30 protein-coding genes and 2 pseudogenes are annotated in these 26,110 nt (G+C 50.8%); 20 read left to right on the forward strand and 12 right to left on the reverse strand.

What is annotated here, in order from left to right:
* Positions 1 to 445: 445 nt before the first annotated feature.
* The gene (locus SIB66_RS06875; protein ID WP_063421573.1) at positions 446 to 736 is read left to right on the forward strand and encodes a hypothetical protein; all 291 of its coding nucleotides are present in this window, start codon (positions 446 to 448) and stop codon (positions 734 to 736) included.
* Positions 737 to 836: 100 nt separating this feature from the next.
* Positions 837 to 1,337: a hypothetical protein gene (locus SIB66_RS06880; RefSeq protein WP_063406433.1), complete on the forward strand. Its 501-nt coding sequence runs from the start codon at positions 837 to 839 to the stop codon at positions 1,335 to 1,337.
* 253 nt (positions 1,338 to 1,590) lie between these two features.
* Here the strand turns inward: SIB66_RS06880 and SIB66_RS06885 are convergent, their stop codons facing one another.
* The 3 genes from SIB66_RS06885 to groES form a co-directional block, all read right to left on the reverse strand.
* A complete protein-coding gene (locus SIB66_RS06885; protein WP_063406434.1) occupies positions 1,591 to 2,256 on the reverse strand; it encodes an FkbM family methyltransferase in 666 nt (221 codons plus the stop codon).
* 657 nt (positions 2,257 to 2,913) lie between these two features.
* Positions 2,914 to 4,548 carry a chaperonin GroEL gene (gene groL, locus SIB66_RS06890; protein ID WP_063406436.1) on the reverse strand — a complete coding sequence of 545 codons (1,635 nt, stop codon included), beginning with the start codon at positions 4,546 to 4,548 and terminating at the stop codon, positions 2,914 to 2,916.
* Positions 4,549 to 4,630: 82 nt separating this feature from the next.
* A complete protein-coding gene (gene groES, locus SIB66_RS06895; protein WP_011130818.1) occupies positions 4,631 to 4,942 on the reverse strand; it encodes a co-chaperone GroES in 312 nt (103 codons plus the stop codon).
* Between the two features lie 226 nt (positions 4,943 to 5,168).
* Between groES and atpD the strand changes: the two genes are divergently transcribed.
* The 3 genes from atpD to SIB66_RS06910 all read left to right on the forward strand — a co-directional run bounded on the left by atpD (position 5,169) and on the right by SIB66_RS06910 (position 7,826).
* Positions 5,169 to 6,635 (forward strand): F0F1 ATP synthase subunit beta, encoded by a 1,467-nt coding sequence (gene atpD, locus SIB66_RS06900; RefSeq protein WP_011130819.1) that lies wholly within the window; start codon positions 5,169 to 5,171, stop codon positions 6,633 to 6,635.
* Positions 6,636 to 6,719: 84 nt separating this feature from the next.
* The gene (gene atpC / locus SIB66_RS06905) at positions 6,720 to 7,121 is read left to right on the forward strand and encodes an ATP synthase F1 subunit epsilon (RefSeq protein ID WP_063399472.1); all 402 of its coding nucleotides are present in this window, start codon (positions 6,720 to 6,722) and stop codon (positions 7,119 to 7,121) included.
* 33 nt (positions 7,122 to 7,154) lie between these two features.
* Positions 7,155 to 7,826: a transaldolase family protein gene (locus tag SIB66_RS06910; RefSeq protein WP_063406437.1), complete on the forward strand. Its 672-nt coding sequence runs from the start codon at positions 7,155 to 7,157 to the stop codon at positions 7,824 to 7,826.
* Between the two features lie 103 nt (positions 7,827 to 7,929).
* Here SIB66_RS06910 and SIB66_RS06915 read toward each other — a convergent pair whose 3' ends face one another.
* Positions 7,930 to 8,454: a 30S ribosomal protein PSRP-3 gene (locus tag SIB66_RS06915; protein ID WP_063406438.1), complete on the reverse strand. Its 525-nt coding sequence runs from the start codon at positions 8,452 to 8,454 to the stop codon at positions 7,930 to 7,932.
* A 104-nt stretch (positions 8,455 to 8,558) separates the two neighbouring features.
* Between SIB66_RS06915 and SIB66_RS06920 the strand changes: the two genes are divergently transcribed.
* The 4 genes and pseudogenes from SIB66_RS06920 (at position 8,559) to SIB66_RS06935 (ending at position 11,199) form a co-directional block, all read left to right on the forward strand.
* Entirely contained in the window at positions 8,559 to 9,305 is a 747-nt protein-coding gene (locus SIB66_RS06920) for a TIGR01548 family HAD-type hydrolase (RefSeq protein WP_063406439.1), read from the forward strand.
* 105 nt (positions 9,306 to 9,410) lie between these two features.
* Positions 9,411 to 10,127 carry a transposase gene (locus SIB66_RS06925; RefSeq protein ID WP_063421571.1) on the forward strand — a complete coding sequence of 239 codons (717 nt, stop codon included), beginning with the start codon at positions 9,411 to 9,413 and terminating at the stop codon, positions 10,125 to 10,127.
* Positions 10,128 to 10,301: 174 nt separating this feature from the next.
* Positions 10,302 to 10,568, forward strand: a pseudogene (locus SIB66_RS06930) (carboxypeptidase M32); the annotation flags it as partial.
* Between the two features lie 193 nt (positions 10,569 to 10,761).
* A complete protein-coding gene (locus SIB66_RS06935; protein ID WP_063406440.1) occupies positions 10,762 to 11,199 on the forward strand; it encodes a hypothetical protein in 438 nt (145 codons plus the stop codon).
* A gap of 155 nt (positions 11,200 to 11,354) precedes the next feature.
* Here the strand turns inward: SIB66_RS06935 and SIB66_RS06940 are convergent.
* Positions 11,355 to 11,633 (reverse strand): annotated as a pseudogene (locus SIB66_RS06940) (carbamoyl-phosphate synthase); the annotation flags it as partial.
* A gap of 181 nt (positions 11,634 to 11,814) precedes the next feature.
* Here SIB66_RS06940 and SIB66_RS06945 point away from each other — a divergent pair.
* From SIB66_RS06945 to SIB66_RS06955, 3 genes are all read left to right on the forward strand, one after another.
* The gene (locus SIB66_RS06945) at positions 11,815 to 12,273 is read left to right on the forward strand and encodes a hypothetical protein (RefSeq protein ID WP_236070260.1); all 459 of its coding nucleotides are present in this window, start codon (positions 11,815 to 11,817) and stop codon (positions 12,271 to 12,273) included.
* Between the two features lie 267 nt (positions 12,274 to 12,540).
* The gene (locus SIB66_RS06950; RefSeq protein ID WP_011130644.1) at positions 12,541 to 13,128 is read left to right on the forward strand and encodes an inorganic diphosphatase; all 588 of its coding nucleotides are present in this window, start codon (positions 12,541 to 12,543) and stop codon (positions 13,126 to 13,128) included.
* A gap of 95 nt (positions 13,129 to 13,223) precedes the next feature.
* Positions 13,224 to 13,799, forward strand: coding sequence for a L,D-transpeptidase (locus tag SIB66_RS06955; RefSeq protein ID WP_063406580.1), 576 nt, complete (start codon positions 13,224 to 13,226; stop codon positions 13,797 to 13,799).
* Between the two features lie 76 nt (positions 13,800 to 13,875).
* On the opposite strand, the gene hemC is transcribed toward SIB66_RS06955, so the two are convergent.
* Positions 13,876 to 14,829, reverse strand: coding sequence for a hydroxymethylbilane synthase (gene hemC / locus SIB66_RS06960; protein WP_063406442.1), 954 nt, complete (start codon positions 14,827 to 14,829; stop codon positions 13,876 to 13,878).
* 963 nt (positions 14,830 to 15,792) lie between these two features.
* Here hemC and SIB66_RS06965 point away from each other — a divergent pair.
* The 4 genes from SIB66_RS06965 (at position 15,793) to SIB66_RS06980 (ending at position 17,588) form a co-directional block, all read left to right on the forward strand.
* Positions 15,793 to 16,047 (forward strand): hypothetical protein, encoded by a 255-nt coding sequence (locus SIB66_RS06965; protein ID WP_063406443.1) that lies wholly within the window; start codon positions 15,793 to 15,795, stop codon positions 16,045 to 16,047.
* Positions 16,048 to 16,291: 244 nt separating this feature from the next.
* Positions 16,292 to 16,573: a hypothetical protein gene (locus SIB66_RS06970; RefSeq protein ID WP_063421569.1), complete on the forward strand. Its 282-nt coding sequence runs from the start codon at positions 16,292 to 16,294 to the stop codon at positions 16,571 to 16,573.
* Between the two features lie 241 nt (positions 16,574 to 16,814).
* Positions 16,815 to 17,069 carry a hypothetical protein gene (locus SIB66_RS06975; RefSeq protein ID WP_063406444.1) on the forward strand — a complete coding sequence of 85 codons (255 nt, stop codon included), beginning with the start codon at positions 16,815 to 16,817 and terminating at the stop codon, positions 17,067 to 17,069.
* A 246-nt stretch (positions 17,070 to 17,315) separates the two neighbouring features.
* Entirely contained in the window at positions 17,316 to 17,588 is a 273-nt protein-coding gene (locus tag SIB66_RS06980; RefSeq protein WP_063406445.1) for a hypothetical protein, read from the forward strand.
* A 260-nt stretch (positions 17,589 to 17,848) separates the two neighbouring features.
* On the opposite strand, the gene rpoD is transcribed toward SIB66_RS06980, so the two are convergent.
* Complete coding sequence (gene rpoD / locus SIB66_RS06985) at positions 17,849 to 19,189, reverse strand: RNA polymerase sigma factor RpoD (RefSeq protein WP_063406446.1); 1,341 nt, start codon at positions 19,187 to 19,189, stop codon at positions 17,849 to 17,851.
* 387 nt (positions 19,190 to 19,576) lie between these two features.
* On the opposite strand from rpoD, the gene priA reads away from it, so the two are divergent.
* On the forward strand, positions 19,577 to 21,883 hold the full coding sequence (gene priA / locus SIB66_RS06990; protein WP_413681209.1) for a primosomal protein N': 2,307 nt from the start codon (positions 19,577 to 19,579) through the stop codon (positions 21,881 to 21,883).
* 14 nt (positions 21,884 to 21,897) lie between these two features.
* Here priA and SIB66_RS06995 read toward each other — a convergent pair whose 3' ends face one another.
* The 4 genes from SIB66_RS06995 to SIB66_RS07010 are packed head-to-tail and all read right to left on the reverse strand — an operon-like array spanning position 21,898 to position 24,143.
* A complete protein-coding gene (locus tag SIB66_RS06995) occupies positions 21,898 to 22,188 on the reverse strand; it encodes a DUF3153 domain-containing protein (protein WP_063406447.1) in 291 nt (96 codons plus the stop codon).
* Entirely contained in the window at positions 22,163 to 22,654 is a 492-nt protein-coding gene (locus tag SIB66_RS07000) for a hypothetical protein (RefSeq protein ID WP_063398274.1), read from the reverse strand. The genes SIB66_RS06995 and SIB66_RS07000 overlap by 26 nt, the downstream gene beginning before the upstream one ends.
* Before the next feature lie 3 nt (positions 22,655 to 22,657).
* Positions 22,658 to 23,584, reverse strand: coding sequence for an acetylglutamate kinase (argB, locus tag SIB66_RS07005; RefSeq protein ID WP_063406448.1), 927 nt, complete (start codon positions 23,582 to 23,584; stop codon positions 22,658 to 22,660).
* A complete protein-coding gene (locus tag SIB66_RS07010) occupies positions 23,571 to 24,143 on the reverse strand; it encodes a DUF2854 domain-containing protein (RefSeq protein WP_011130636.1) in 573 nt (190 codons plus the stop codon). Before SIB66_RS07010 ends, argB begins: the two co-directional genes overlap by 14 nt.
* 52 nt (positions 24,144 to 24,195) lie before the next feature.
* Here SIB66_RS07010 and SIB66_RS07015 point away from each other — a divergent pair, with 52 nt between their 5' ends.
* Complete coding sequence (locus SIB66_RS07015) at positions 24,196 to 24,396, forward strand: hypothetical protein (protein WP_063421567.1); 201 nt, start codon at positions 24,196 to 24,198, stop codon at positions 24,394 to 24,396.
* Between the two features lie 9 nt (positions 24,397 to 24,405).
* Here the strand turns inward: SIB66_RS07015 and SIB66_RS07020 are convergent, their stop codons facing one another.
* Positions 24,406 to 24,888 carry a single-stranded DNA-binding protein gene (locus SIB66_RS07020; RefSeq protein WP_063406449.1) on the reverse strand — a complete coding sequence of 161 codons (483 nt, stop codon included), beginning with the start codon at positions 24,886 to 24,888 and terminating at the stop codon, positions 24,406 to 24,408.
* Positions 24,889 to 24,917: 29 nt separating this feature from the next.
* Here SIB66_RS07020 and SIB66_RS07025 point away from each other — a divergent pair, with 29 nt between their 5' ends.
* Both SIB66_RS07025 and cutA read left to right on the forward strand, forming a co-directional pair.
* On the forward strand, positions 24,918 to 25,739 hold the full coding sequence (locus SIB66_RS07025; protein ID WP_063406450.1) for a precorrin-6A/cobalt-precorrin-6A reductase: 822 nt from the start codon (positions 24,918 to 24,920) through the stop codon (positions 25,737 to 25,739).
* A 20-nt stretch (positions 25,740 to 25,759) separates the two neighbouring features.
* Entirely contained in the window at positions 25,760 to 26,101 is a 342-nt protein-coding gene (gene cutA / locus SIB66_RS07030; protein ID WP_063406582.1) for a divalent-cation tolerance protein CutA, read from the forward strand.
* Positions 26,102 to 26,110: the final 9 nt, after the last annotated feature.

The following is a 26,110-nucleotide window of genomic DNA, read 5'->3' on the forward strand; positions in this document are numbered from 1 at the left end:
GCAGGTGATCACCATCGATCAGCCACATGTATTTACCTAAAGCAGCAGTCTTAATGGAAGGATTATCTTGAGCACAAGAAGAATCTCATCACTGAGCCAACAAAGCAACTTTAGTGATGATCAAGCAAGCACAGATGGCTCAAATAAAACATCAAGCTATGTTGTATACGATAAGCGGCAAAAAAAATAAAGAGAGGATCTCTGATGCATAGTCGAAGGATTACAATACGCTTCTGCGGCTTACAATGAATACAACAACAAAGCGAAGGAATGAAAAATCAAGCATCAAAGCTTCTTGCGCACAAAAGCAAGTCAAAGCTCCTTTGCTAAAATCAAGAGGCTAAAGACTATGCCCCAAATGGGATTCAAGCTATAATCAAAGCGTCGGCGATGGCGACTTGCTCTACTGATTTCTTATCGACAAGACATTTATCGGAAACCCAAAATGGCAAAGGCACCAGAGGAGAAGACGTCAAAGGCGCCAGAAGAAAAGATCACGACCGATACAATCATCTTACTTCTTATCAGGATTACTTTTATTGTTTTTGACTCATTGAAAAGGCTTGTCTCTCTACTTAATGCTGGGGTAACGAAAAACACACAAACGAATGACAAGAAAATAGTTCCCGCCAAGGAGTCAAATGATAAGCTAAAAGGATTACTCAAGAAAGAATTGGTCGACCTAGTCATTGCCTATGAGAAAGAAACAGGTATTGATCATCAAAACGTCAAGTAATTAGCCAGTCTGCATCTCAGCGAGAAGTTGCCAGCCCATTCAGTGTCATTCTTGCCAACAAATCAGTGCTCCATAAAAAATCATTTGCTCTGAAAACCAAATGCCTCCCAAAGGGAAAGAACTTGCAACAATCATAGAGAAGGCTTCTCCTTTATATGATTACTGGAAATCACAACAAAATGAAGAAGATGAAAAGGCGAGATTGTCAAAGGCAAGCTCAAGTAGTCCGGCATCATATCTATTTAAAGAAGAGCCATACAAATGGGAGAATCTCTATCAAAGTATTACCAGGGAGATTGCAAGAGGTGACCGAGACTCAATCAGAGGCCTAAGGATCATCCTCGATACGATCAACAGTTCAGAGAAAGAAAAGATGCTGAAAGCATTTGGCGACAACAAAATTATTGCCGGAGAGATGCTGTTACTGGTCAAACAGGAAGACGCAAGTAAAACGTCAACAAAGAAGAATTTATTTAGATTTACACGCATACTATTTGCGATCTTCACTAATCCATATGGCATCGAAATGAAGCGCCCAAAAGCGCACATTTACGAACGCACTGGTGCCGCTATCTATGCATTAAGGAAAGCGATATCATGAACATGTCTAGAGTAAGTTTAGCTTTAAATTGATCTTGCAATGCAAGCATCAAGACAGCAATGATCATGACTCTTGATCAGCATAACTCTCTCATAGTTGCAACCAGCGATCGTCCTTTATATCGAAAAAAAGCACCGATTAGGGTGCTTTTGGAGACTATCTTTTCTATAAGACGGAGGCAGTCAATTATGATAAGAGTATCTCACACACTTTTCCGTACAAATCGCCGAGGCCTATGAAACTTTATGCAAGACTATATGGACAATCCTCTAACATAATGCCTCTTATTAATGAATAAGCAATCATAATGGTTAGGCACTGGCGTTACACGCTTGAACTTACTTGATTCTAATATCATCTCTACATAAGGATACAAAGGTGCATTTTCATAGTATTCAAGACTAGAAACCTCGACCTCAAGATACATTGGATATTTAAGAAATTTTCCCAGGCCAAGTAATCCCTTAAATTCTGCTCCTTGAATATCAAAAACAATTGCAGAGATAGTCTCTGGCGGGAGATCAAGAGAATAAAGCACCGTATCCAATCTAGAGGACGTTAAACGTTTGATTTCGCCCGTTTCCTTGACTTTGCAAACCAGTCTTTTGAGCTCCGTGCTTTTATAGATAGAAGAAGAGACCCCATCGTTATCAAATACATGAAAATCATAGACCTCATCATCTTGGTCTGTAATTAAAGCATTTAAAGTAATTACTTTATGGCGAATTGATCGCTCAAGTTCGCCTACTCTTCTTAATAAGTCACTGTAAACGCTTGGATCCGCCTCGATATAAATAATTTTACTAAAGCCTGCTGCTATATATTTCTCTATCTCCCCTCCACGCCATGCCCCAACATGCACAACAGTTTCAAGAGGCTTAAGAGGGGGGAAATTCTTAATATAGTTTACTGTTATCATACTCGGGACGCTTCATTTGAAGAATATTACCATAAAGATGAGTTTTGATATTCATAAAGTATTTCAAGGTTTTCTCATTTTGGTGAATACAGAAATGCCTTAACAAACCTAGTAAGGCTCTCTTTTCATTGATCAACCAATCCTCTTGTATCAATCCGTCTACGTGACGCATCCGATTTGGATTTCACGCCGATCCATCCGATCCATCATTAGATCTGGCGATTTCACCTAGATGAAAGGGAATAGATCGGAGAAACAATGGCCTTCATTGATAGGGTGTCTTGACATGGTTGATATACCACCGCTGCTGAAGGAGCGTGGGCACCTGCGGAAGGATACTGCGGATAACTTATACCAGTGGCTTCGGGTAAAAGATCTCGGCAGTTGCCCCGCCCTACCCAGATTGGGTGATGCTTCTGAGATCTGATCACCAAAAACAATTCTGAACTGCAAGAAAATGTTTAAATCACTATTTCGCATCACTAATTAGGCGCCCCAGTGTAGTTAACCCATTTCGACAATGCTTCATACGTAATTGGCGTTCTTTCACACATCTAATATTTTTGGGGATTAAAAAAGGGGTAAAGAAATACCCCTTATATGGTGTGAATAGGTTGCTAATCCGTTTTACTTAGCCTATGGAGTGAATCTGCTTGATCAGTAGTCGAAGTCACCACCCATGCCACCACCACCGGCAGGAGCTGCCTCCTTCTTCTCGGGCAAATCAGCAACGATGCACTCAGTGGTCAGCACCATGCCAGCAATCGAGGCCGCATTCTGCAAACCAGAACGGGTGACTTTGGCAGGGTCAACAATGCCTGCAGCAAGCATGTCGATGTAATCCCCCGTAGCAGCGTTATAGCCGTCACTGATAGGCCTGCTCTTGACGTTCTCGGCCACGACAGCACCATTGGCGCCTGCATTCTCAGCAATGCGCATTAACGGAGCAGCCAGGGAAGCCTCCACAATGTTGGAACCGATCAGCTCCTCACCTCTGAGGTTGCTATTGGCCCACTTCTGCAGATCAGAAGCGAGGTGAGTCAGTGTGGTGCCACCACCTGGGACGATGCCTTCCTCAACTGCTGCCTTGGTGGCGTTGATGGCGTCTTCAAGACGGAGCTTCTTGTCTTTCATCTCGGTTTCGGTGGCAGCACCCACCTTCACAACAGCAACGCCACCGGCCAGCTTGGCAAGTCGTTCCTGCAGCTTCTCCTTGTCGTAGGTCGAGTCAGTCTCGTCCATCTGCTTTTTGATCTGCTCGCAACGCCCTTTCACCGCCGTCTCATTGCCTTCGGCAACGATCGTTGTGGTGTCCTTATTGATGGTCACACGGCGCGCTGTACCAAGCATTTCTAGCTTGGCATTGTCCAATTTAAGACCGGCGTCTTCGGTGATCAACTGACCATTGGTCAGCACTGCCATGTCTTCGAGCATGGCCTTACGGCGATCACCAAACCCAGGCGCCTTCACGGCAGCCACATTCAGCACACCACGAAGACGATTGACCACCAAGGTTGCGAGAGCTTCCTTCTCAATGTCCTCAGCAATGATCAGCAGGGGCTTGCCAGTGCGGGCAATCTGTTCGAGCACAGGCACCAGATCCTGTACCAAGCCAATCTTCTTGTCAGTGAGGAGAATGTAGGGCTCATCCAGCACAGCCTCCATTCGCTCAGTGTCAGTGGCGAAGTAAGGGGAGATGTAGCCCTTATCGAAACGCATCCCCTCGGTGACCTCCAGTTCAGTGGTCATCGACTTGCCCTCTTCAAGAGAGATCACTCCCTCCTTGCCAACTTTGTCCATGGCGTCAGCAATCATCTGACCCACTTCCTCGTCGTTGCCGGCAGCAATGGTTCCACACTGAGCAATGGCGTTGCTGTCACTGATCGGCTTGGCGAGCTCCTCAATCTTGCTCACGAGGAAGTCGGAAGCCTTGTCGATCCCCTTCTTCAAGGAGATTGCATTGGCACCAGCAGCCACATTGCGCAAGCCTGCCTTCACCATGGCATGAGCCAAAACAGTGGCTGTGGTCGTGCCATCACCTGCAGCGTCATTGGTCTTCGAAGCTGCCTGCCGGATCAGAGCAACACCGGTGTTCTCAATGTGATCTTCAAGCTCAATCTCTTTGGCGATGGTGACGCCATCGTTGATGATTTGGGGTGCACCAAACTTTTTCTCAAGCACCACATTGCGGCCTTTGGGCCCCAGTGTGACGGCCACGGATTCGGCCAGGATGTCAATGCCGCGCTCGAGGGCACGTCGAGCTTGCTCGTTGTAAATAATGCGTTTAGCCATGGGAGGCGTTGTCCTTTAAAAATGATGGATTTGGTCAGTTGAAAGCGGGTGTCAGCTGAAAGTTCAAAGTCAGCCGCAAAGCTCAGTTGACGACAGCAAGGATGTCCTTCTCGGACAACAGAACGTACTCATCTGTGCTGAGCTTGATGTCTGTACCTGCGTACTTGCTGTAAAGAACCTTGTCTCCAACTCCCACTTCGGGAGCCTGGCGGGAGCCATCGTCATTGCGCTTTCCAGGGCCAACTTGAACCACCTCGCCCACCTGGGGCTTTTCCTTAGCGGTGTCAGGCAAAAGGATGCCGCCCGCAGTTTTCTCCTCTGATTCAGAGACTTTCACAAAAACGCGATCTCCGAGAGGCTTAACGGTGGAGACGCTGAGAGAAACAGCTGCCATGGGTGTATTGAAAGAGCAAGAAAAGGGCGCCAAAGCACCACATAACGACCTGGAGTAGCACTCGTGGCCATTGAGTGCCAACCCTATGTGTGTTGATGCTGTGTCGCCTAGCCGATACCTGTGCGGGTCACCGAACCCTGAGAAGATCTCGCCATGCAGTGGTAATGTTGCGCCGCTCTGTAAGGGAATGCGTTAGACACGCACCCCTGCAAAACTCTATTTTCTTATGGCCGCTGCAGCTACCGCCACCGCCGGCACCAAGGGCGTCATTCGTCAGGTGATTGGCCCGGTTCTGGATGTGGAATTCCCTGCCGGCAAGCTGCCCAAGATCCTCAATGCCCTTCGCATTGAGGGCAAGAATCCATCCGGTCAGGATGTTGCCATCACTGCCGAAGTGCAGCAACTCCTCGGCGACCATCGAGTGCGTGCGGTCTCCATGAGCAGCACGGATGGTCTGGTTCGTGGCATGGAAGCCCTCGACACCGGCGCTGCAATTTCCGTCCCCGTTGGCGAAGCCACTCTGGGCAGAATCTTCAACGTGCTCGGCGAACCAGTTGATGAGCAGGGTCCTGTTACAACCGATGCAACTGCCCCGATTCACCGGCCATCACCAAAACTCACTGAGCTAGAGACCAAACCAACAGTTTTTGAAACTGGCATCAAGGTGATTGATCTCCTGGCTCCTTACCGTCAAGGCGGCAAGGTTGGCCTCTTCGGTGGCGCCGGTGTGGGCAAGACCGTGTTGATTCAGGAGCTGATCAATAACATCGCCAAAGAGCACGGTGGTGTGTCCGTCTTTGGTGGTGTGGGCGAGCGCACTCGTGAAGGCAACGACCTCTACGAGGAATTCAAAGAATCCGGAGTGATCAACTCCGACGACCTTTCGAAGTCGAAGGTAGCTCTTTGCTTCGGGCAGATGAATGAGCCCCCTGGCGCCCGGATGCGCGTTGGTCTTTCAGCTCTCACCATGGCTGAGCACTTCCGCGACGTGAACAAGCAAGACGTGCTGCTGTTCATCGACAACATCTTCCGTTTTGTGCAGGCCGGATCAGAAGTCTCTGCTTTATTGGGTCGCATGCCTTCCGCCGTGGGTTACCAGCCCACCCTTGGCACCGACGTTGGTGCACTTCAAGAGCGCATCACATCAACCCTAGAGGGATCGATTACCTCGATTCAGGCCGTCTACGTTCCCGCAGATGACCTAACCGACCCCGCACCAGCCACAACATTTGCCCACTTAGACGCCACAACTGTGCTGGCTCGTGCATTGGCCGCCAAGGGCATTTACCCGGCTGTGGATCCTTTGGATTCCACCAGCACTATGCTTCAGCCATCAGTTGTTGGCGATGAGCATTACCGCACAGCACGAAGCGTGCAGGCCACACTGCAGCGCTACAAGGAACTGCAAGACATCATTGCCATCCTTGGTCTCGACGAACTCTCAGAAGATGATCGCCGCACAGTAGATCGTGCCCGCAAGATTGAGAAGTTCCTCTCCCAGCCCTTCTTTGTCGCCGAGATTTTCACCGGCATGTCCGGCAAGTACGTCAAGCTGGAAGAAACGATCGCCGGTTTCAATATGATCATGTCCGGTGAACTAGACCATCTCCCTGAGCAAGCCTTTTACCTTGTTGGCAACATCGACGAGGTCAAAGCTAAGGCCGAGAAGATGGCTTCAGAAGCAAAGGGTTAAAGCCCAGCGGGGAGTGAGACATCTCCCCGCTGTTCACTTTCATCCCCATTCAGTTTCTCCACGTCAAACCAAAGCCTCCGAACCATGTCTCTCACCCTCCGCGTTCTGGCACCTGACCAGAGTGTGTTCGACGGCACTGCCGAAGAGGTGATTCTGCCTAGCACTACAGGCCTAATTGGCATCCTGCCAGGCCACATATCGCTTGTCACGGCCCTGGATATCGGTGTGATGAGGGTTCGAACCAATGGGGCCTGGAACTCCATTGCCCTGATGGGTGGATTCGCCGAAGTTGAAGCAGACGATGTCACCGTGTTGGTGAATGGTGCCGAACTCGGCAAGAGCATTGATGCAACAACGGCTGAAGCAGAGCTGGAACAAGCCAAAGCCAAAGTGAGCCAAATGGAAGGCCAGGAACCCTCAACCGAAAAAATAAAGGCACAGCAGAACTTCAATCGCGCCCGAGCACGAGTTCAAGCCACGAAATAAGTAAATCGATAGGCTGCTGCTGAGGATATTGAGTTGACTCTGCAGCTCTTACTCGACAGCGCAGACCCAAGTGAATGGGAGGCATTGCTTCCCACAGGCCTTTTTGCTGGCATCACAACTAACCCAACACTGCTAAGGCGAGCCCAACAACCCTGCCAACTTGATCATCTCAAGAGCTTGTCTGCTGCAGCCGAACGACTTGGTTGTTTAGAGCTACATCTTCAAGCATGGGGAAAGCATGCCATCGAGCTGGCAGAATGCGGCGCTGCCTTGGCGAAATTGACGACTCCAGCTCTCACTGTTCACGTCAAACTGCCGATTACCCAAGCAGGAAGCCAAGCAGCAAGCACCCTGATCGCCGCAGAAATCCCCATCACATTCACGGCCTGTTTTGAAGCCCCCCAGGTCTTGATCGCTGCAGCCTTGGGCGCTCAACACATCGCCCCCTACCTCGGACGGATTAACGATCAAGGCCGTGATGGCTACACCGAATTGATAGCAATGCAACGAGCCCTAGAAGGAGTTGGCAGTAGCTGCAAACTCCTGGTGGCTAGTTTGCGCAATCGTCGTGATCTCAGCCATTTGGCGGCAGAAGGAATCGACACCTTCACGATCAGTGCTGAACTGGCTGAGGAGCTGTTTGATGTCAAGGCCACCTTGGATGCTGCTGCTGCGTTTGAGCAAGACGCATCCTCTGGAGCCTGAACTGCAAGCTCGCCCATGCAGCCTCCTTTTCAGTTTCCCCATAAAAAAGCTCCGCCTTACAGGCGGAGCGGGTCTGCAGGCTTCCTTCGTTCGGCTGGCTTGATTAAGCCGTACCGCAAAAGGTGACGTCTGGAAACTTGAGCTTGGCTTCTTCGAGATTCTTACCCTTGCCCTCTTCCTGCCAGTAGTTGATCACTTCCGTGGCCTTATTGAGCACCTCAACGCGCTCGTTATCGGTGATCCAGCTCTTTCCTTCTAGCTCACCTTTAAGTGTTTCCCATGCATCTTCGCGAGGCCAGAAAAAGTAAGCCGTAAGAGGGCTGGGGCCACCGCCAACGATTTGATCAACAGCCAGAGCAACGTTGTCTGGCAGCCACAGAATCTTCAGCAAGAAACGACCTTCATCGGCCTTTGGGGTATATCCAGAAGGCACACCATCAGCATCGATCGTTGCAGTCGCTAGAGCAGCACTGCCACCACGCATCACAGGACGGCCTTCCTGAGGCTCCTCCTTGGGTTGCGACTGATCCTCAACGACGTCCGTCGTGGCCTGTGGATGTGCCTCAGCCACTGCAGCGTCCGTGCTCGCGACCTCTTGATCAGCGGCAGCGCCTTCGGAAACCGTCATGCTCTCTGCGCTCAAGGAATCTGAATAAACAACTAACCTAACAGTCGCTCAACACTCTTTATCCACTGAACCTGCAAGGCCTGCTGCTGTTTGACATCGACGGCGTGATCCGCGATGTAGCAGCCAGCTACCGCCGTGCCATCCAGGAAACAGTGCACCATTACAGCGGCTGGCGTCCCAGTGTCGCTGAGATCGACGCACTCAAAACAGAAGGCATCTGGAATAACGACTGGGACGCCAGCTTGGAGCTCCTCAGACGTGATCAGAAAAGCCGTTACCAAGCCCTTCAGCTACCGAGCCGCGAGCAGCTCATAGAGGTGTTTAGTCGTTTTTATTTTGGCGGTGATCCCAATGGCGACCCCAGCAATTGGCAGGGCTTTATCCGCAATGAGCCACTGCTGGTCAATCAAAAATTCTTTGAGGCGCTGAGTTCGCTCGGCTTCGCCTGGGGGTTTGTTAGCGGTGCTGAGCCTCCTTCTGCCCGATTTGTATTGGAACAACGCTTGGGGCTCAAGCATCCAGCCTTGATCGCCATGGGCGAAGCACCTGATAAACCAGATCCCACTGGCCTGCTTCAACTAGCCAGCCAACTTGCTGGTAGGAGATTGGGTCAAGGCGTTCCAACAGTCGCCTACCTAGGCGACACGGTGGCCGATGTGCGCACAGTGATCCATGCCCGCCAGCAACAACCCGAGCAGCAATGGATGAGCTTGGCAGTCGCGCCACCCCATTTGCATGGGATCGAGCAACAAGAAGCACGCAGTACCTATGAAGATCGACTGAAACAGGCCGGCGCTGATCACATTCTGAGCTGCACAACCGATGCGATCGAGATGCTCAAAAACTGGTGAAGATGTCGTCTGGCCAGGTTCGGCCATCTCCTTGATCTCGCGTAGAGCTGCTAAGGAATTTGGTTGGAAGCATGGCTAATGCTTGAGGGCTGATGCCGCCAGCCCATGGCTTGCGCAAAACGCTTACTGCCGCATGGCTGCAGTTTCCACATCACGCTGCGCTGCAATAGCCGTCAGTTCTTGATTGCTAAAGGGCTTAGGCGTGATGTGTTGTTGGCGGTACTTAAAAAGGCCCACCATAAGTTTTCTGTGAGGGTGTATGGGCTCTGCCTGATGGCTAACCACCTGCACTTGCTGCTGAAACCAGCCGATGCCATGGATTTGCCGAGGTTGATGCATTGGTTTGCTTGGTACTCCGCCATGGCACTCAACCGCTTGAGCGGGCGTTGCGGGCACTTCTGGGAGGCCAGGTATTTCTCAACGCCGATCCACCCCAAAGACCACAGACGAATGCTGAATACCTTGAGGACTATCCATGCCAACCCCAAAGCAGCAGGGGTAAGGAAAGGCTTTTATGACCCCTATAGCAACTATGGCCACTACATCAGGCTGCAAGCAGATGGCATCAGTGAATGGAGCTCTGCCTTTTTAAAGCTCTCGACAACGCTCGATGGTTGTGCCAGGCGTTATGAGCGTTTCTGCCAGCGTTATCGCCATCACGGCAAAGCTGCTCCCAAGTGCCACTGGGGTAGTCGCATGCTGAAACGGCTAGTCAGTCATTCAAGAACTAGAAGCAAGAAGAAGAGGGTTTCACCAGGTCAACAACGATTGCCGTGGGATTGGGATCTAAAACACAATGTTCAACTCATCCCTTATATGTAAGTGTTAGTAGAGGGAATTTTATGAAAGATTGTGATTCACTCGCTCGTAAGAGCCTAATTACTGAGGATTTTACTGAGAACAATCTGCTTGTCGGGCATTGTTTGCCCTCGAAACCTATTGCAATGCAGCTGGCCTTGAAGGGTTGTATTCTATGTAAACTAAACTGAAGGCTAATTTGGCTATTTTACTTCTTATTTACCAGGGCATTTAATTAGTGCCCAGCTATCAGAAGCGATGCAGCAGGCGATTGGACCACTTTAGGAACATGTTTCTCATGGTAATGAGCATCAGCTGTTGGCTTGGTTGCGAGAAGATGTTCACCCGATTGGCCGGATGAGGAACGCTAAACAATTGGTGGAATAAGTAATTGGTAAGGCTCTTGCCATTAAGCCTTTTCTTGATTGTCTTGAGGGCCAACTTAAGCGTCTACAAGAACTTTAATAGATACTCCTGGCCTAGATTTGGCGCTATGTTGAAAACGTCTGCGGCCATTACTAGATCAAATTAATTGCATTGAAGGGAAGGGCATTTGGTGAATGGCATCTTTCTTTGGGCTAGATGTTCTTACTAATTATTTTCTTTCTTCTGGGATCTCTCCAGGGGCCGTTATGCTTGATACAGCAGAACGTCGCAAATGAAAGGCATCAACGGCATATTGGCTGCCATTGGCGTCATGCTTTTGGTGTTTATTGTTATTACCATGGGGATAATCCCTGGGGGTAATGTTATCACTAAGCAAGTTGCTGAAAGTCAGCTTGATGCTAGGGGCGTAGCTAGTGATCAATTGAATAATAATCAAGTGGTAATTAATCCAGCAGTAACTAATCCGCTAGCTATTCAGCGAGTGCCAGCTAATTCAGTAACCAGTCAGCGAGTACCGAGTGATCAAGTGGCAACAGATGATACCGCTGTTGAACAGCCGGGCTCTAAATGTGCGCCCGGCTGGGTAGAGACAGGCGATGGCATTTTATGTGTGCCTGGATTGTTTAAGATGCTTGATGTTGCTGATACGGGTGGTCCGGGCGAGAAGAATTGTTGGGCTGGAGGGATGGTGCTTAATTGTCGTGACTAAAGAATCTTTTGCGTTACTATAATGATTGGGTTAGTAGCATAAGATAGTTACATCTATTATAACTTGATTAATTCACAGCATCTGCACTGAAATAGCAATAGATAGTTTTGAGGTTTGGGAAACTAGTTTTGTCAAAGCTGGCTGTGCTTTTGAGGGTTGGCTAAGGCCTCGATACAGAAGACGCTGTTCTCGCCAGCAGCAATGGGAAGAAATGCTCCTATGCCGGCTTGATTGGGTGTGCCTGCTCCTTGCAGTGCGCCTTGAAAGCCAATGGTGGGATTCACAACATCCTTCAGGCTGATGCTCATCACGCCTAGATCGTCTGCATTGCTGTCTTCTTCTTGTTGAGCAGCAACAGGCTGGATGGGAGTGTTGGCTAGTGCAAGAGCCGTAGCACCAGTGAGCGATAAGGCGAGACGAAGCGAACGCTGCACTGGGATTGAGCTGTTAAATGCTGTCAACAGCATGACGGGAAGATGTGGCTTTTCGGCCTGCCCACATCTGTTTCACCAAAACGATGGGCAGGATCGGCTCCTCTTTTGCGCAGTTTTTGCTTGTGGGTAATGAGCGTATGAGTTGCTGGTCTTGTATCAATAGGGCAGTAGATCTTCTCCCATGCAGAGCAAGCCATTCACTCAAAAAGAAGACACGCCGTTGTGGCTGCAAGTGTTCACCATCAGCAGATGGCCCTTCGCTCTGGTGATCTCGATTGGTGTGCTTTCGGCAACAGCGCTGCATTTGCTCAGCAGGCCGATTCCAATTCGCATCGTCGGTGGATTGCAAGTGGATCAGATTGCTTTGCCCACCGTTGAGATCAACGCCGAACAGCCACTCTCTGTTAAAGGTGATGTGGCTGTGAAGAATGGCGTGACGATTAACTCGAATAAAGCTCTGCCGATCCTCGGCCAAGTGTTGGTAGAAGAGATTAAGGGAAGCGTGAGTGTGGATGAAATTCGAACACCAGTAGATGTGGTGAACTCATCTCCACTAAAAGTGCAAGGTAGAGTCAATATCGATGGCAAGGTTAATGTGGAAGGCAGTGTCGGTGCTTCTGTTAAGCCCAAAATCTTCTAACTTGTCTCATGGAAGCAAAGAAGATGATTGGTAAAATGCTTCTCTTTTAACGAGAAGTTATTGATTGATGTTTAGATGGTCAATCATTAATCTTTTTATTTATTTTTTTAATCAAACCAACTGCTCTGCCAGCTTTTGACTTGGTTCCTCTCGTGGTTTTGGATAGCGTTAAGAATCTTATATTGAATCAATCACTTTGGATTCGTTGCAGTCATGAGCTTGATCGCGGCGCCCCCTTAGGATGCGCCGCTGGCGACTTCGCTACTTATGGCCAACATCGATCAGGCTCCAAGCCGCAGCACTCCCAACCTCTTGCATGTGTTGCCTGCCTTTGCCGATGAATCGGAATTGCGGCTCAACACGATCGTGGAGCTCAACTCCAACACGATCAATAAATATGAGCTGATCACGGAAACAGGCCACCTCAAGCTTGATCGTGTCGGCTACTCCTCCCTGGCCTATCCCTTTGCCTACGGTTGCATTCCTCGTACATGGGACGAAGACGGTGATCCACTCGACATCGAAATCGTCAGTGTCACAGAGCCGCTGGTGCCTGGCTCGATCGTTGAGGCAAGGATCATTGGCATCATGACCTTTGATGATGGTGGTGAAGTCGACGACAAAGTGATTGCTGTGCTGGCTGATGACAAGCGCATGGACCACATCACCAGCTTTGAACAGCTCGGAGAGCAATGGCTGAAGGAGACCCAGTACTACTGGGAGCACTACAAGGACCTTAAAAAGCCTGGTACCTGCAGGGTGAACGGTTTCTTAGGTGTGCAAAAGGCCGTAGAGATTATCAAGGCCTGCGAAGCCCGTTATCTCGCTGAGATCGATCCAAAACTGGTTGATTGATCCTTGCGGCAATGGTCGTTGGCAGCGAATGAACATTGCCTGAACGGTTTTGTTGCTCGCTGTTTATCTTGAGACTGATCAGTCTTTGCTGGCCCGTGTCAAGTCTGTTTCGACGTCCGTTTTCGCTGTTGCCTGTTTCATTGATCCTGGCGGGAGCTGTTGCTTTGCCAGGCATGGTTCAAGCATCTGCTGAGATCCCAGCAGAAAACACTGAAGCATCTGCATCGCCTGAAGTCTCAGCAGAAAACTCTGAAGTGTCTGTATCGCCTGAGATCAGTGCGAAAGTTGTCTTGCTGCTTGGTCGTCGTGAAATCAGTGTGATCCGCGATGGCGAGAAGCTTGGTCCCTGGCCGGTTGCTATTGGTGATCCTCGTACGCCTACTCCTACAGGTGTCTTCAAGGTGGAGAACAAAGTGATCAATCCGCAATATCAGAGCACCAAATCTGGGCGAGTGAATCCTGCGATTGGGGTTGCTAGCCCGCTTGGTGATCGCTGGATTGGCTTTCTGCAAAGTGGTCAGAACCAATTCGGCATTCATGGCACCCCATGGCCCTACTGGGTCAATGCAAAAGCTGCAGTCACCAATGGCTGTGTGCGCATGCTTCATGCGCATGTACGTCAGTTGTTTGACGCCGTTGAGGTGGGGACAACTGTGGAAATCCTGCGCTGATCCTTGTCAGCGCAGCCAACAGACTGACGAGTGCTTGATTGATCTAGCTAGCTGGCTCAATAGAGATTGAGAAAAGTCAGGCTTCTGGCCTGACAGCAGCGAAGATCTCCGCAAGGATCTCTCCGGCGCCTTGAGATTTCAGGGTTTCAGCGAGTTCCTTGCCGATGGCTTCGCAGCGATCAATTGGGCCGCGCTGCTGATCACGTATCAACCGTTTGCCATCCAAGCTGGCAACCATGCCTGTGAGCAGTAATTCATTGGCTTCGATGCGGCTATTGACGCCGATGGGGACCTGGCAGCCCCCTTCTAGTTCTCTCAGTAAGGCCCGCTCAGCAAGGCAGCGCTGCGCTGTTGGTGTGTGTTCCAGTGCCTTGATGACCTCGAGGACTTCGGGGTGACCCTCAACGCATTCAATGCCTAGGGCTCCCTGGCCAACGGCATGAAGGGAGATCTCGCTGGGAATCAACTGATGAATGCGATCTCCAAAGCCAAGCCTTGTAAGCCCTGCTGCTGCAAGTATCAGGCAGTCATAGTTGCCGGCATCCAGTTTTTCAAGGCGGGTGATCACATTGCCGCGCACATCCTTAAACACCAGATGGGGGTAGTGATGCCGTAATTGGGCGAGACGCCGTAGCGAGCTTGTTCCAACGATTGCCCCTTCAGGCAGGGTGCTGAGTTGATGCTCGGCATTCTTTTGATTAACTACCAGAGCGTCGGCTGGGTCTTCTCGCTCAGTCACGCATCCAAGCATTAGCCCTTCGGGAAGATTGGTGGGTAGATCTTTGAGGGAATGAACAGCGATATCAGCACGCCCTACCAGCATCTGAGCTTCAAGCTCTTTGGTGAACAGGCCTTTGTCGCCGATCTTGGCAAGGGCGACATCGAGGATTTTGTCGCCCTGGGTTGCCATCGCTTCTACTGAGATGGAAAGGCCAGGGTGTGCTTGCTCCAGTTCCGCTTGCACCCAATTGGTTTGCACCATGGCCAGCTGGCTTCGGCGTGATGCGATGCGCAGTTGCTTGAGGACCATGTGTTCAGAACTCCAGCACTCCAGATTAAGCAGTCGACCCCACGATCTTCGCGATGGGCTGATAATCCGTTAATGCTCTGAGGGAAGGGAGATTTTTCGGTTGTCTGCTCAATCAATAGGGCTTGTGCATTTTCTTTGCGAAGACCAGCAAGAGATATAAGAGCTTCCGTTTGGAAAGCAATTATCACTTCCAAGCGATTGAATAAGTGATCAGAAATATATTTAGACTGTCTCCGGATTGCATGCTAAAAAATAAAATCTTTCCTGGTGAGTGGCTTGATTGAAGTTAATGCGGAGGCGCTAGCTTGATGGCAAGGTGTTGACTTTTATAAGAAGGATGGAGGTATTTTATGTCTAATATGAATGGTCATAGTGGTTAAAGTATTTGAAGTGCCTTTGATCAGATTGAGACTTGTTGCTTTTTTCATGGCCTTAACCTAACTAGCTTTGCTGCTCTATTGGTATTAGGAATGAGAGATATCAGTGTTGAAAGGTCTTGATCGCCTGAATCCAAAAAGGGGGCTTAAGCCCCCTTTTTGGATTGACTTTTAAATTGATTGCTTGATGTATTCCTTTAAAGCATCATTGTTACTAGATTGTGCTTTCTGGTATGAAATTGTGGGTTTATTGTAGAAAGGGATAATCTCTTTCAAGAAATGGTGGAATTAAACGCGGAAAATTCGCAGATAGACAATCCTCATTAGACGAGGCTTCATAAGAGTGGATGGAATGGGCCGATAGTATCGTTAGATCTTGAACTCGATGCATCATTCCTGGGGGGTGTCTGCTGGAGTGATTTGTAGACAAGTTGATTGATATCTTTGTCTAAAGAGAAGTTAGAGTGTGATCAGCCTCACAGAAGTGATTGACTCAGATCATCACAGCTGTCGCTGATTTGGGAGATGGTGTGTTTGTCGGCGGAAGAGATTCCAACGAACTTAAACACACTACTCATTTTTAATCATGACTACATTTACAAACCAGATCAACCAAGCTGAATTTGAAGCACTCGTTATGAGTGAGATTGAAGACATGGAGCTTACTCCTGAACAGCTGGCATTCATAACTGGTGGTGGCTTATTGGCTTGGGTTAAAAAAACAGCCAAGAAAGTAGGCGACTGGGCCGAACGTAAGTATGGCGATGGTGATGGAGTACATGAATGGGAAGACTACAAAGATGAAATTAAAGACATCATCCTTGGTGGTCCTTGGTTTTGATTGAAGGCTAATCCTTGTAGATAGAATATATTTTTATATGTATGTCTACGGTAAATGCAGATTGCTTCAAGGAGATCTTTGTTACCCCGCCATCGAGCGGGGTTTTTTATAACCTTTTCAGCTTGTAATTAAGATCACAGGTGAAGATGACTGAGATCATCACAGCTGTCGCTGATTTGGGAGATGGTGTGTTTGTTGGCGGAAGAGATTCCAACGAACTTAAACACACTACTCATTTTTAATCATGACTACATTTACAAATCAGATCACCCAAGCTGAATTTGAAGAACTCGTTATGAGTGAGCTTGAAGACATGGAGCTAACTCCTGAACAACTTGCATTCATAACTGGTGGTGGCTTATTGGCTTGGGTTAAAAAAAGAGCCAAGAAAGTAGCCAAGAAAGTAGGCGAATGGATCGACCGTGAGTATGGCGATGGTGATGGAGAGTTTGAATTTACAGACTTAATAGGCCTCTTGGAAGGCCCTTGCCCTACTGATCACCAGTATGGGCCTTGTCCTGATTGAAGGCTGACCCTTGTAGATAGAATATATTTTTATATATATGTCTACGGCAAATGCAGATTGCTTCAAGGAGATCTTTGGTACCCCGCCATCGAGCGGGGTTTTTTTATACCCTTTTCAGCTTGTAATTAAGATCACAGGTGAAGATGACTGAGATCATCACAGCTGTCGCTGATTTGGGAGATGGTGTGTTTGTCGGCGGAAGAGATTCCAACGAACTTAAACACACTACTTATTTTTAATCATGACTACTTTTACAAATCAGATCACCCAAGCTGAATTTGAAGCACTCGTTATGAGTGAGCTTGAAGACATGGAGCTTTCCCTTGAGCAGCTTGAAATGATTAGCGGTGGAGGCTGGTTAAGAGATAAAATTAAGCAAGCACTTGATTGGGTCGAAAGTAAGTTAGGCGATGGTGATGGAAAGCATGAAGTAAGTGACTACAAAGATGAAGTCATTGCTGTCATTAAATGGTTGGGGGAAATATCTAAGGGATAGAGATACAAGATCGCCTTTCAATAAGAACATGTTTTTATATGCATGTCTCTGGCGAATGCAGATTGCTTCAAGGAGATCTTTGGTACCCCGCCATCGAGCGGGGTTTTTTTATACCCTTTTCAGCTTGTAATTAAGATCACAGGTGAAGATGACTGAGATCATCACAGCTGTCGCTGATTTGGGAGATGGTGTGTTTGTCGGCGGAAGAGATTCCAACGAACTTAAACACACTACTTATTTTTAATCATGACTACTTTTACAAGCCAGATCACCCAAGCTGAATTTGAAGCACTCGTTATGAGTGAGCTTGAAGACATGGAGCTAACTCCTGAACAACTGGCATTCATAACTGGTGGAGGCTTCTTGTCTTGGGTTAAAAAAACAGCCAAGAAAGCAGCCGACTGGGCCGAAAGTACTTTTGGTGATGGTGATGGAAAACATGAAGTGAGTGACTACATTGACGAAGTCCTCTGGGTTGTTGGTGCCCTATCTAGTAAGAGAAGTGGCAACGAAGACTGACCCCTTCTAGACAGGAAGTATCTTTATCACCCCGCCATTGAGCGGGGTTTTTTATGCTGTAGACATGTTGGAATAAATAATTGAAGCTGTTAATGCCAAGTAGTTGGACCCATCGTCCTTGTAGGACGAGAAAACACGTTGTTGCTCTGAAAAGTTATGGGTGTTGTGGTCTGAGTAGGTTTCAAGGCCTTTTCGGCATCTGATGGCGGGCATAAAAAAAGGGGGCTTAAACCCCCTTTTTGGATTGACTTTTAAGTTAATTACTTGATGTATTCCTTTAAAACACCATTGCGATTGGGGTGGCGCAGTTTACGCAGGGCTTTGGCTTCAATCTGACGAATGCGCTCTCGTGTGACCTCAAAGATTTGTCCAATTTCCTCGAGGGTTTTCATGCGGCCATCGTCAAGGCCATAGCGCAGACGCAGAACATCGCGTTCGCGGGGGCTGAGGGTTGCGAGAACACCTTCTAGATCTTCTCGCAAGAGATTTTTGGCGACATCTTGTTCTGGATTCTCAGTATCAGATTCGATGAAATCACCAAGTCTGGAGTCTTCCTCTTTGCCAATCGGGGTCTCGAGGGAGATGGGCAGTTGAGCACTTTTTGCGATAAATCGAAGTTTTTCGATTGTCATCTCCATGCTTTCGGCAATTTCCTCTTCTGTTGGTTTACGGCCAAACTCCTGGCTCAGCACTTTGGTTGTTTTTTTGATGCGTGAGATTGTTTCGTAGAGGTGAACAGGAAGACGGATTGTGCGGCTCTGATCGGCAATTGCTCGGGTGATGGCTTGACGGATCCACCAGGTGGCATAGGTGGAGAATTTGTACCCTTTCTCGTGGTCGAATTTTTCGGCAGCACGAATTAAGCCCAGGCTGCCTTCTTGGATTAGATCCTGGAAGGACAGGCCTCGATTCATGTATTTTTTGGCGATCGAAACAACCAGCCTTAGGTTGGATTGCACCATCTTTTCCTTGGCTCGGCGCCCCAGCATCAGGCGACGGCGGAATTTGATGTTGGGCATTTCAACAAGGGCAGCCCATTCCTTGTTGTTGGGGTAGTGACCGTGATCACTATTGAATTGCTCTGCTAGTTCCTCTAGATGCAGGAGGTCAGCAATTTTGCGGGCTAGTTCAATCTCCTCGTCCGGACGCAGCAGGCGGATACGGCCGATCTCCTGGAGGTAAACCCTGATGGAATCTTCGGTGTAGACGCCTTTAGGACCGATCTTGATATTGGCTAGAGCTCTGGCCTTCGCGTCTGCTTCGCTGGTTGCTTTAGCAGCAGCTTGGTTGCTTTCAGTTTCAGCGCTGGCCTTAGGGGCGCTTGTCGCTGCGGCAGCAAGAAGTTTGTCAGCCGTTAAATCAAGCTTTTTGCCGTCAGTAGGGGTGGCTTTAGGGGTGGCTTTTGCTTTTTTTGCTTTGGGGCTGGACGCTTTTGCAGCAGAGCTGACCGGCTTGGCAGCAGTCTTGGCCTTAGTAGCTGTTGCCTTGACTTTCTTGGCTTTGGCTTTAACCGTGCCTTTGGCCACTTGGGGTTTGGCAGTCTTTGCAGAGGCTTTTGGCTTGGCCTTTGCAGCTGCTGCTTGGGTGGCTGCAGGACTCATGGCAGGTGAGGGGAATGAAAGAGGAAAGTGGGAATGAGGGAGCAGAACCCAGGCTTATGCAAAACCATGCAAAAGTGGCCACTGCAGCACCGACGGCTCACAGCATCAGATCAGAACCTCATAAACTAGTGATCATCTGAGCTGGAAGTAGCCTGACGATCCTGTTGTGCAGGTTGAGACTTGGGATGCTCTGATTTGGAGCGAAAGGAACAGGAAATGTTTTTGTGGACCAAAGCAGGGCTGTCAGGGGCTTTCTCAGACCGACCGAACTTTTATAGAGAGTTCTCTATAGAGGCTCGAATTTCGTGTCTTCCCACTGGACGGAACTCTGCTTGGTTCCGACGACAGCCTTTGGACTGTCCAACATTGACATTCTAAAAAAAACTTGTGACGCCTGCAAGTCTTGATCCGGCTGAACCGGCCCCCTGCCCTTCCGAACGCTGCGCAGAGGTGGACGTCTGGGTGGAGGCAGGTCGTGAAGGGCGGTGTTTCACCTATGTGGACAGCAGACGATTAGGGGTGGATTTAGGGGATCTCGTCGTCGTTCGCCTGCGGGGACGAAGGATGCACGGCCTCGTCATGGATCGGCGGATCTCGTCTCCTGTTGATGGTGGGCAGGACTCTGGGAGTGAAGCGCCGCCGCGTCACTTAGAGGCCATCGAGGCTCTTGTGCAGTCTGCGGCGGTAGATCCTCTCTGGTTTGGCTGGATTGAAGCGATGGCTGTTCATTGCCATATCAGTTCATTTCGCATGCTTAAAGCAGCTTTGCCTCCTGGTTGGCTCGGTCAGCGGCAGTCTCATCTGGCGGAGCCACGTCGACTCTGGTGGATTCAACTCGAATCTTCTGCGATCAATCCCCAGAATCTTCCTCAGCGTCAGGTTGATTTGCAGGCGGCCTTGGCTGCAGGGGGCGGTGGTGCATGGCAGAGGGATCTTCAGGCTGCTGGCTTCGGGTCTGGTCTTGTCAATGGCCTCATCAAGCGAGGTCTCATTCGTAGGGAAAAGCGTCAACCTATTGATGCATCCAATGGGCTTTCCTGCTCAGATGCTTGTGATCAGGATTTGGAGGTGCCTCAGTCTCTGACTGTTGAACAGCAGGAGGTTGTGGAGGCTTTCCAATCACAGCCCCTTGGCACTGGGATGCTGCTTTGGGGGGTGACAGGCTCGGGCAAGACAGAGGTTTACTTGCAGCTTGCGGCAAGAGAACTGCAAGACGGTCGTCATTGCTTGATTCTCACGCCGGAGATTGGTTTGATCCCTCAGTTGGTCGATCGTTTCCGTCGCCGCTTCGGAACTAAGGTCCTGGAATATCACAGTGGCTGTTCCGATCGTGAACGGGTGAGCACCTGGCGGCAGGGGCTTACTGCTGCCCAGCCATTGGTGGTGGTTGGTACTCGTTCAGCAGTCTTTTTGCCATTGGCACCATTGGGTTTGATCGTGCTTGATGAGGAACACGACAGTTCTTACAAGCAGGAGTCACCCATGCCTTGCTACCACGCCCGTGACATGGCCATGGATAGGGCCAGGCGAACTGGCGCCAGGGTGGTGCTGGGAAGCGCTACGCCTTCGCTTGTCAGCTGGAAGAACCTCGCTCCTCAAGGCCAGCTTGCCTTGGCTCGACTGACCCGTCGCATTTCCGATCAGCCCTTACCGCCTGTGCATGTGGTTGATATGCGACAGGAATTGGCCGATGGTCATCGTCGCTTGATCAGCCGTCCATTGATGGAACGTCTTTCGGCATTGCCTGAGGCCGGTGAACAGGCGGTGGTGTTGGTGCCACGACGCGGCTACAGCAGCTTTTTGAGTTGTCGTAGCTGTGGAGAGGTCGTGCAGTGTCCTAACTGCGATGTGGCGCTTACGGTGCATCGCAGTCGTCAAGGGCACCAGTGGTTGCGTTGCCATTGGTGTGACCATCGCGCTGAGGTTGAGTCCAGTTGCCATAAATGTGGATCGAAGGCTTTCAAACCCTTCGGTGCAGGCACACAGCGCGTGATGGAGCATCTCGTTGAGGAGCTCCAGGGTCTGAGGCTGTTGCGTTTCGATCGTGACAGCACCGCTGGGCGTGGTGGGCATCGCCGTTTACTAGAGCAATTTGCAGCAGGGGAGGCAGATGTGCTGGTTGGCACCCAGATGTTGGCCAAGGGTATGGATTTGCCTCGGGTCACTCTTGCGGCTGTGTTGGCGGCAGATGGTTTGCTTCATCGCCCTGATTTACAAGCTGGAGAGCAGAGCTTGCAGCTATTGATGCAATTGGCTGGTCGTGCAGGACGTGGCGAGCGGCCAGGTCATGTGCTTGTTCAGACCTATTGCCCTGATCATCCTGTGATTCACCATTTGGTGGATGGTCGCTATGGCGAGTTTCTGAAAGAAGAGGCCTTTCTTCGTCATGAGGCTGGTTTGGTGCCTTATAGCCGGGCCTGCTTGTTGCGCTTGTCCGGTGATTCAGCTGCAGCGACAGCCACAGCTGCTGCGGTCCTCGCTGAACAGATCAAACCCCTTTGTGATGCTCAGGGTTGGTGTCTTGTAGGACCAGCGCCAGCTCCGATTGCACGGGTCGCTGGTCGAAGTCGTTGGCAACTGCTATTGCATGGTCCGGAGGAGAGTCCTTTGCCGCTGCCTTCAGGATCGACTCTTTGGCATGGATTGCCCCGTGGGGTTTCCTTAGCGGTGGACCCAGATCCCATTCAGCTTTGATTAGGCCATCATCTTCACGGGTTGATGTTGTTGGAGGTCCGTTCGAGGGGCATTTTGAGCACGCCGAAGCCGAGTCTGAGCTGAACGTTTTGCAGGATCATGCTGGTCTTCAACAGCTCCATGACCCAAGGGTTGCCAACCTCGAGTCGGCTGGAGCGTTTGCGATCAAGGTCTAGCTGCTGAGGGTCGCCTTGCTGTAGAGGCCAACTCAGATCCCCGTCAGGGTTGTTGGTGAGTCTTTGGCTGGTTACTGGGTTCACTCGTTTGGCCTTAAGAGGCTCATCTCGGTGGTATGGCCAAGCCACTGAGCAGCATGGTTAACCCGATGAGAACGAGCAAGACCAAGATTAAGAAGCCCAGATTGGGGGCTTTTGTTGGTCCGGTGGCTGGCGGTGGCGGCGGTGCTGGCCGTAGTGAAGGTCGACGGGCTGAGACAGGGCGTGCAGCTGTTGTGGCTGTCATGTTTAAGTTCGGCAAGCGTATCGACCAGTTGGCAGGCCGTTGCAAGCTTGGTGCTTCCAACACGATCAGTAGCTGTTTCGCGTTCTGGCGAAGTTCGAGGTCTTTGCAGCGGGTGAGAAGACGACAGGTTGCGAGGGCCTTGCGCTCGTCACCTTGCCCCATCCAAGCAGTAACCATCAGCATTCTGATCCTGGCCCCCTCCGCATGGGGCAGTGGATGGTTTGCTGCCAAAGGCTCTAATAGAGCAAGGCTTTGGCCATAGTCTCCGCGGGCGAGGGCGGCTTCAGCCTCGGCCAGATTCGCGTGCATCGCTCAGCTGCGACCGACCACCATGGTGCCGATGCCGGCGTCGGTGAACACCTCGAGAAGCAGGGCGTGTGGAACACGTCCATCGATGATATGGGCAGCGCCGACCCCTTGAGCTAAAGCTCTGATGCAGCATTCGGTTTTTGGGGTCATGCCGCCAGCCACCACCCCTTCAGTGATGAGCTGGCGTGCTTCAGAGAGACGCAACTGATGAACAAGGGAACTTGGATCATCCCGATCTAGCAAGATGCCTGGGGTGTCGGTTAGCAGGATTAGTTTCTCTGCTTCAAGAGCGGCGGCGATCTCACCGGCGACCGTGTCTGCATTGATGTTGTGTGAGCAGCCCTCAACAGTGGCGGCCACACTTGAGATCACTGGTACATAACCCTTTGCGAGAATTGGTTCAAGTACATCGGTGTTGACTCGGGCTACATCTCCGACGAGGCCATGGCTGCCGTCGCCCCAGGGTCGGGCTTCAACCAGACTCCCGTCACTGCCACTAAGGCCAACAGCCTTGGCCCCCAGTTGGTTGAGGCCATTAACGATTTGCTTGTTAACGCGTCCAACTAAGACCATTTCCACCACGTCCATGGTGTCTGCATCGGTAACGCGAAGGCCATCGCGGAATTGGGCTGGAATCTCAAGCCTTTCCAGCCATTGATTGATCTCTGGTCCGCCGCCATGAACCACAACGGGCTCTACGCCCACGCTGACGAGTAGGGCAAGGTCGCGAAAAACCGCTTCCTGCAAATTGGCGTGGGCCATGGCGGCTCCGCCGTATTTGATAACAATGCGCCGTCCGCTAAAACGTTGGATGTAAGGGAGGGCTTCGCTAAGCACAGAAACCCTGAGGGAGTCATCCTCTGTAAGCCTTCTCGCGGAGTTGGTTTGGCAGGGCTCAACCAGCGCTGCAGCAGATTTAGCTGACTCCATCTTGACCTGCTAGTTCATCATCCTTGTTGATTGGCAGCAGGATGAGATCCAGGACCCCCGCGCTTGGAGATTTCAGTTCGGCGTGCAGGCCTTTGGCAAAGAAGCGGCCCAATCGTTCCTGGCGTTCCTGCCAGAGATCGAGTGGCACCGCACCCAGATTGAATCTCAACCGTACGCCGTACCCCGCTGCAGTTTCTAGTTCTTCAATCTCTTGGAGCTGAGGGGGGTTGTCTTTATCCCAGAGTTTGAGCGCTTCTAAGGACGTCTCAAGATGGGCTTTCTGTCCATAACGCCAGCGGGTTACATCCCAGACGAGTTTGCCCAGTTCCGGTGCTCCCTTCTCCCTGGCTTGACGCAGAACTGCGGCTGGAGTGACGCGTTTAGCAGGGGGAAGTTCAGAGGATTTTAGTGCTAGTCCTCCTATGAGGATGGGCACTCCATAGAAGATGGTTGGCAGGCTGAGGTTGGCATCGCCATTTGTGTAGGCCACCGCACCAACAACTGCAAGTACACCACCTGCCACGGTGACGAGGCTGCCTGGAGAGAACAGATCATTCATGGCGTTTATTCTGACGCTTTAGCCTCCAGGCTGAGGGTAAGGATCCGTTGCAATGGCTTCAGCTCATCCCTCTGATAGCGACTTATCTGAGTTGATCACTCAGTTGGATGCTGATCGCGCTTGGTTGCTGGAGCAGATTGATTGTGGCCGTTGGGTTGAGTTGCGCCTTGACTTGGCTGCTCTGGAGAGGGAATTGGGCCAGCTGTTGACTCGAGCTGCCGAGGGCCTTGAAGACGAGAACAGCTTCGGGTAATGAATGCGTTCAGAAGGGAATGTCATCGGTGTCTGGCACCAGTGGGGCACTATTCCAGCTGGCAGCTTCTGGTTCTGCAGTTGTTACCAGTTTGGGTGTTGGCGTCTCGGCTATCGGTATAGCTCGTGAGGTCTGGTTGGTTGTAGTGCTAGTCGGTCGTTCTGGGCTACTAGCAGTTTGACCAGCTTGGCCGGAGAGGGAATGAAGACGCGCGAGCGTGAATTCGGCGCGCTTTTCCTTGGTGCCATCTTGGCGGGGAACTGTGTTCATTCGTAGTCGACCTTCAATCACAAGCCTTTGCCCAACTTGGACGCGGTTTTGTAGATCCTGGGCAAGGTTGCCCCATCCCACCACCTTGAGTTGACCAGGGGCAGTGTCGACACGAAGTGCATCGAAGCGCACCTCCATTTCGGCGATCGGTGTTTGGTTGTCTTGGGTATAACGAATGGTTGGTGCCTGGATCACTTCCACTTCAAGTACGCAGTGGTTCATGTCCTTCCTTTGGAGTGAGAGTCATTTTGATGCAAGCTTGCAGGAATGACCAGCCGCATGTCTGGTTGCTCTCTGGGACTGGTGAAGGGCCTGTTTTGGTGGCCGCTTTGGTGGCTCAAGGATGGCGAGTCAGTGTCAGTGTCGTCAGTGCTAGCGCCGCAGGGGCCTACGCAGGTCTGTCCTTGGAAGATCTTTGGACGGGCCCCCTCGACGGAGTGGAAGGGATACTCGGGTTGCTTGATCAGGCTCGTGATCGCCATCAAGGTTTTGATTGGGTGGTGGATGCGACCCATCCCTTTGCAGTCAAGATCAGTACGGATCTGCAGCGTGCCTGTCAGGAATTCGCTCAGCCTTTGTTGCGCTTTGAGCGTCCCATGGAGGGTTGTGGAGAAGCATCCCTGATCGCGAGCTCGGCTGATTTGGCAAGGCAAACATTGCAAGGAAGTCGATTGTTGATGGCTCTTGGGGCAAGGCATCTTGGCCAGGCTGTTAGGGCAGCTCGTCAGGCTGGAGCTCAAGTGTTTGCCCGTGTGCTTCCTTCGCCGGAAAGTCTTCGACATGCTTTGGCGAGTGGCTTGCCCGAGCACCATCTGGCTGTGGTGCGTCCGCTGCAGGGGCAATCTCATGGCGAACTGGAGTCAGCCTTGTGCCGGCGCTGGTCGATTACAGCAGTGGTTTGCAGGCAGTCGGGGGGGGTGACGGAGCAGCTCTGGCACAAGATCTGTCGGCAGCAGGGTCTTGGCCTTTGGTTGATCTCCCGCCCACAGCCCTGCGTTGCAGTAGAAGCCATCGGTAGCGTTGAGAGCTTGCTCAATCGGCTCTCAACCGATCCAGTAGCTCCACTTTGCTGACGTTCTTCGCAAAGGTCTTCATGGTTGATCAAGGATCCTCATCGACACTGGTTTTGGTGTTGACCACAGAGGCAAACGCAAACCTGGCCGAGGGATTGGCCAATGAGCTCTTGGCTCGCAGGTTGGCGGCCTGCGTGAGTTTGCAGCAGATTCAATCCCACTACTGTTGGCAGGGGAAGCTGGAACGAGCGCAGGAAGTGCAATTGCTGATCAAGACCAGTCAGGATCAGCTGGATGCACTGCATCAGACGATTAAAGAGTTACACAGCTATGAGACCCCAGAGTGGATTTACTGGTCAGCCACTGCAAGTGATCCTTACGCTGCTTGGGTAGCAGCAGCTGTGGAACCTGTTGCAGGGTGAAACAGCCCT

It is taken from the genome of Prochlorococcus sp. MIT 1318 (assembly GCF_047304505.1).
Classification (GTDB): domain Bacteria; phylum Cyanobacteriota; class Cyanobacteriia; order PCC-6307; family Cyanobiaceae; genus Prochlorococcus; species Prochlorococcus marinus_D.

Bases quoted from the DNA above. Each gene is read 5' to 3' on its own strand.
- SIB66_RS07015 (WP_063421567.1), top strand. From the start codon at position 24,196: ATGGCTTCAGCTCATCCCTCTGATAGCGACTTATCTGAGTTGATCACT.
- SIB66_RS06915 (WP_063406438.1), bottom strand. From the start codon at position 8,454: ATGACGGTTTCCGAAGGCGCTGCCGCTGATCAAGAGGTCGCGAGCACG.
- SIB66_RS07000 (WP_063398274.1), bottom strand. From the start codon at position 22,654: ATGCACGCGAATCTGGCCGAGGCTGAAGCCGCCCTCGCCCGCGGAGAC.
- SIB66_RS07020 (WP_063406449.1), bottom strand. From the start codon at position 24,888: ATGAACCACTGCGTACTTGAAGTGGAAGTGATCCAGGCACCAACCATT.
- hemC (WP_063406442.1), bottom strand. From the start codon at position 14,829: ATGGTCCTCAAGCAACTGCGCATCGCATCACGCCGAAGCCAGCTGGCC.
- SIB66_RS06885 (WP_063406434.1), bottom strand. From the start codon at position 2,256: ATGATAACAGTAAACTATATTAAGAATTTCCCCCCTCTTAAGCCTCTT.
- SIB66_RS06880 (WP_063406433.1), top strand. From the start codon at position 837: ATGCCTCCCAAAGGGAAAGAACTTGCAACAATCATAGAGAAGGCTTCT.
- atpD (WP_011130819.1), top strand. From the start codon at position 5,169: ATGGCCGCTGCAGCTACCGCCACCGCCGGCACCAAGGGCGTCATTCGT.
- groES (WP_011130818.1), bottom strand. From the start codon at position 4,942: ATGGCAGCTGTTTCTCTCAGCGTCTCCACCGTTAAGCCTCTCGGAGAT.
- SIB66_RS06945 (WP_236070260.1), top strand. From the start codon at position 11,815: ATGCAGAGCAAGCCATTCACTCAAAAAGAAGACACGCCGTTGTGGCTG.
- argB (WP_063406448.1), bottom strand. From the start codon at position 23,584: ATGGAGTCAGCTAAATCTGCTGCAGCGCTGGTTGAGCCCTGCCAAACC.
- rpoD (WP_063406446.1), bottom strand. From the start codon at position 19,189: ATGAGTCCTGCAGCCACCCAAGCAGCAGCTGCAAAGGCCAAGCCAAAA.
- cutA (WP_063406582.1), top strand. From the start codon at position 25,760: ATGGTTGATCAAGGATCCTCATCGACACTGGTTTTGGTGTTGACCACA.
- SIB66_RS06965 (WP_063406443.1), top strand. From the start codon at position 15,793: ATGACTACATTTACAAACCAGATCAACCAAGCTGAATTTGAAGCACTC.
- SIB66_RS07010 (WP_011130636.1), bottom strand. From the start codon at position 24,143: ATGAATGATCTGTTCTCTCCAGGCAGCCTCGTCACCGTGGCAGGTGGT.
- SIB66_RS06970 (WP_063421569.1), top strand. From the start codon at position 16,292: ATGACTACATTTACAAATCAGATCACCCAAGCTGAATTTGAAGAACTC.
- SIB66_RS06950 (WP_011130644.1), top strand. From the start codon at position 12,541: ATGGCCAACATCGATCAGGCTCCAAGCCGCAGCACTCCCAACCTCTTG.
- SIB66_RS06975 (WP_063406444.1), top strand. From the start codon at position 16,815: ATGACTACTTTTACAAATCAGATCACCCAAGCTGAATTTGAAGCACTC.
- SIB66_RS07025 (WP_063406450.1), top strand. From the start codon at position 24,918: ATGCAAGCTTGCAGGAATGACCAGCCGCATGTCTGGTTGCTCTCTGGG.
- groL (WP_063406436.1), bottom strand. From the start codon at position 4,548: ATGGCTAAACGCATTATTTACAACGAGCAAGCTCGACGTGCCCTCGAG.
- SIB66_RS06875 (WP_063421573.1), top strand. From the start codon at position 446: ATGGCAAAGGCACCAGAGGAGAAGACGTCAAAGGCGCCAGAAGAAAAG.
- atpC (WP_063399472.1), top strand. From the start codon at position 6,720: ATGTCTCTCACCCTCCGCGTTCTGGCACCTGACCAGAGTGTGTTCGAC.
- SIB66_RS06980 (WP_063406445.1), top strand. From the start codon at position 17,316: ATGACTACTTTTACAAGCCAGATCACCCAAGCTGAATTTGAAGCACTC.
- SIB66_RS06925 (WP_063421571.1), top strand. From the start codon at position 9,411: ATGGCTTGCGCAAAACGCTTACTGCCGCATGGCTGCAGTTTCCACATC.
- SIB66_RS06935 (WP_063406440.1), top strand. From the start codon at position 10,762: ATGAAAGGCATCAACGGCATATTGGCTGCCATTGGCGTCATGCTTTTG.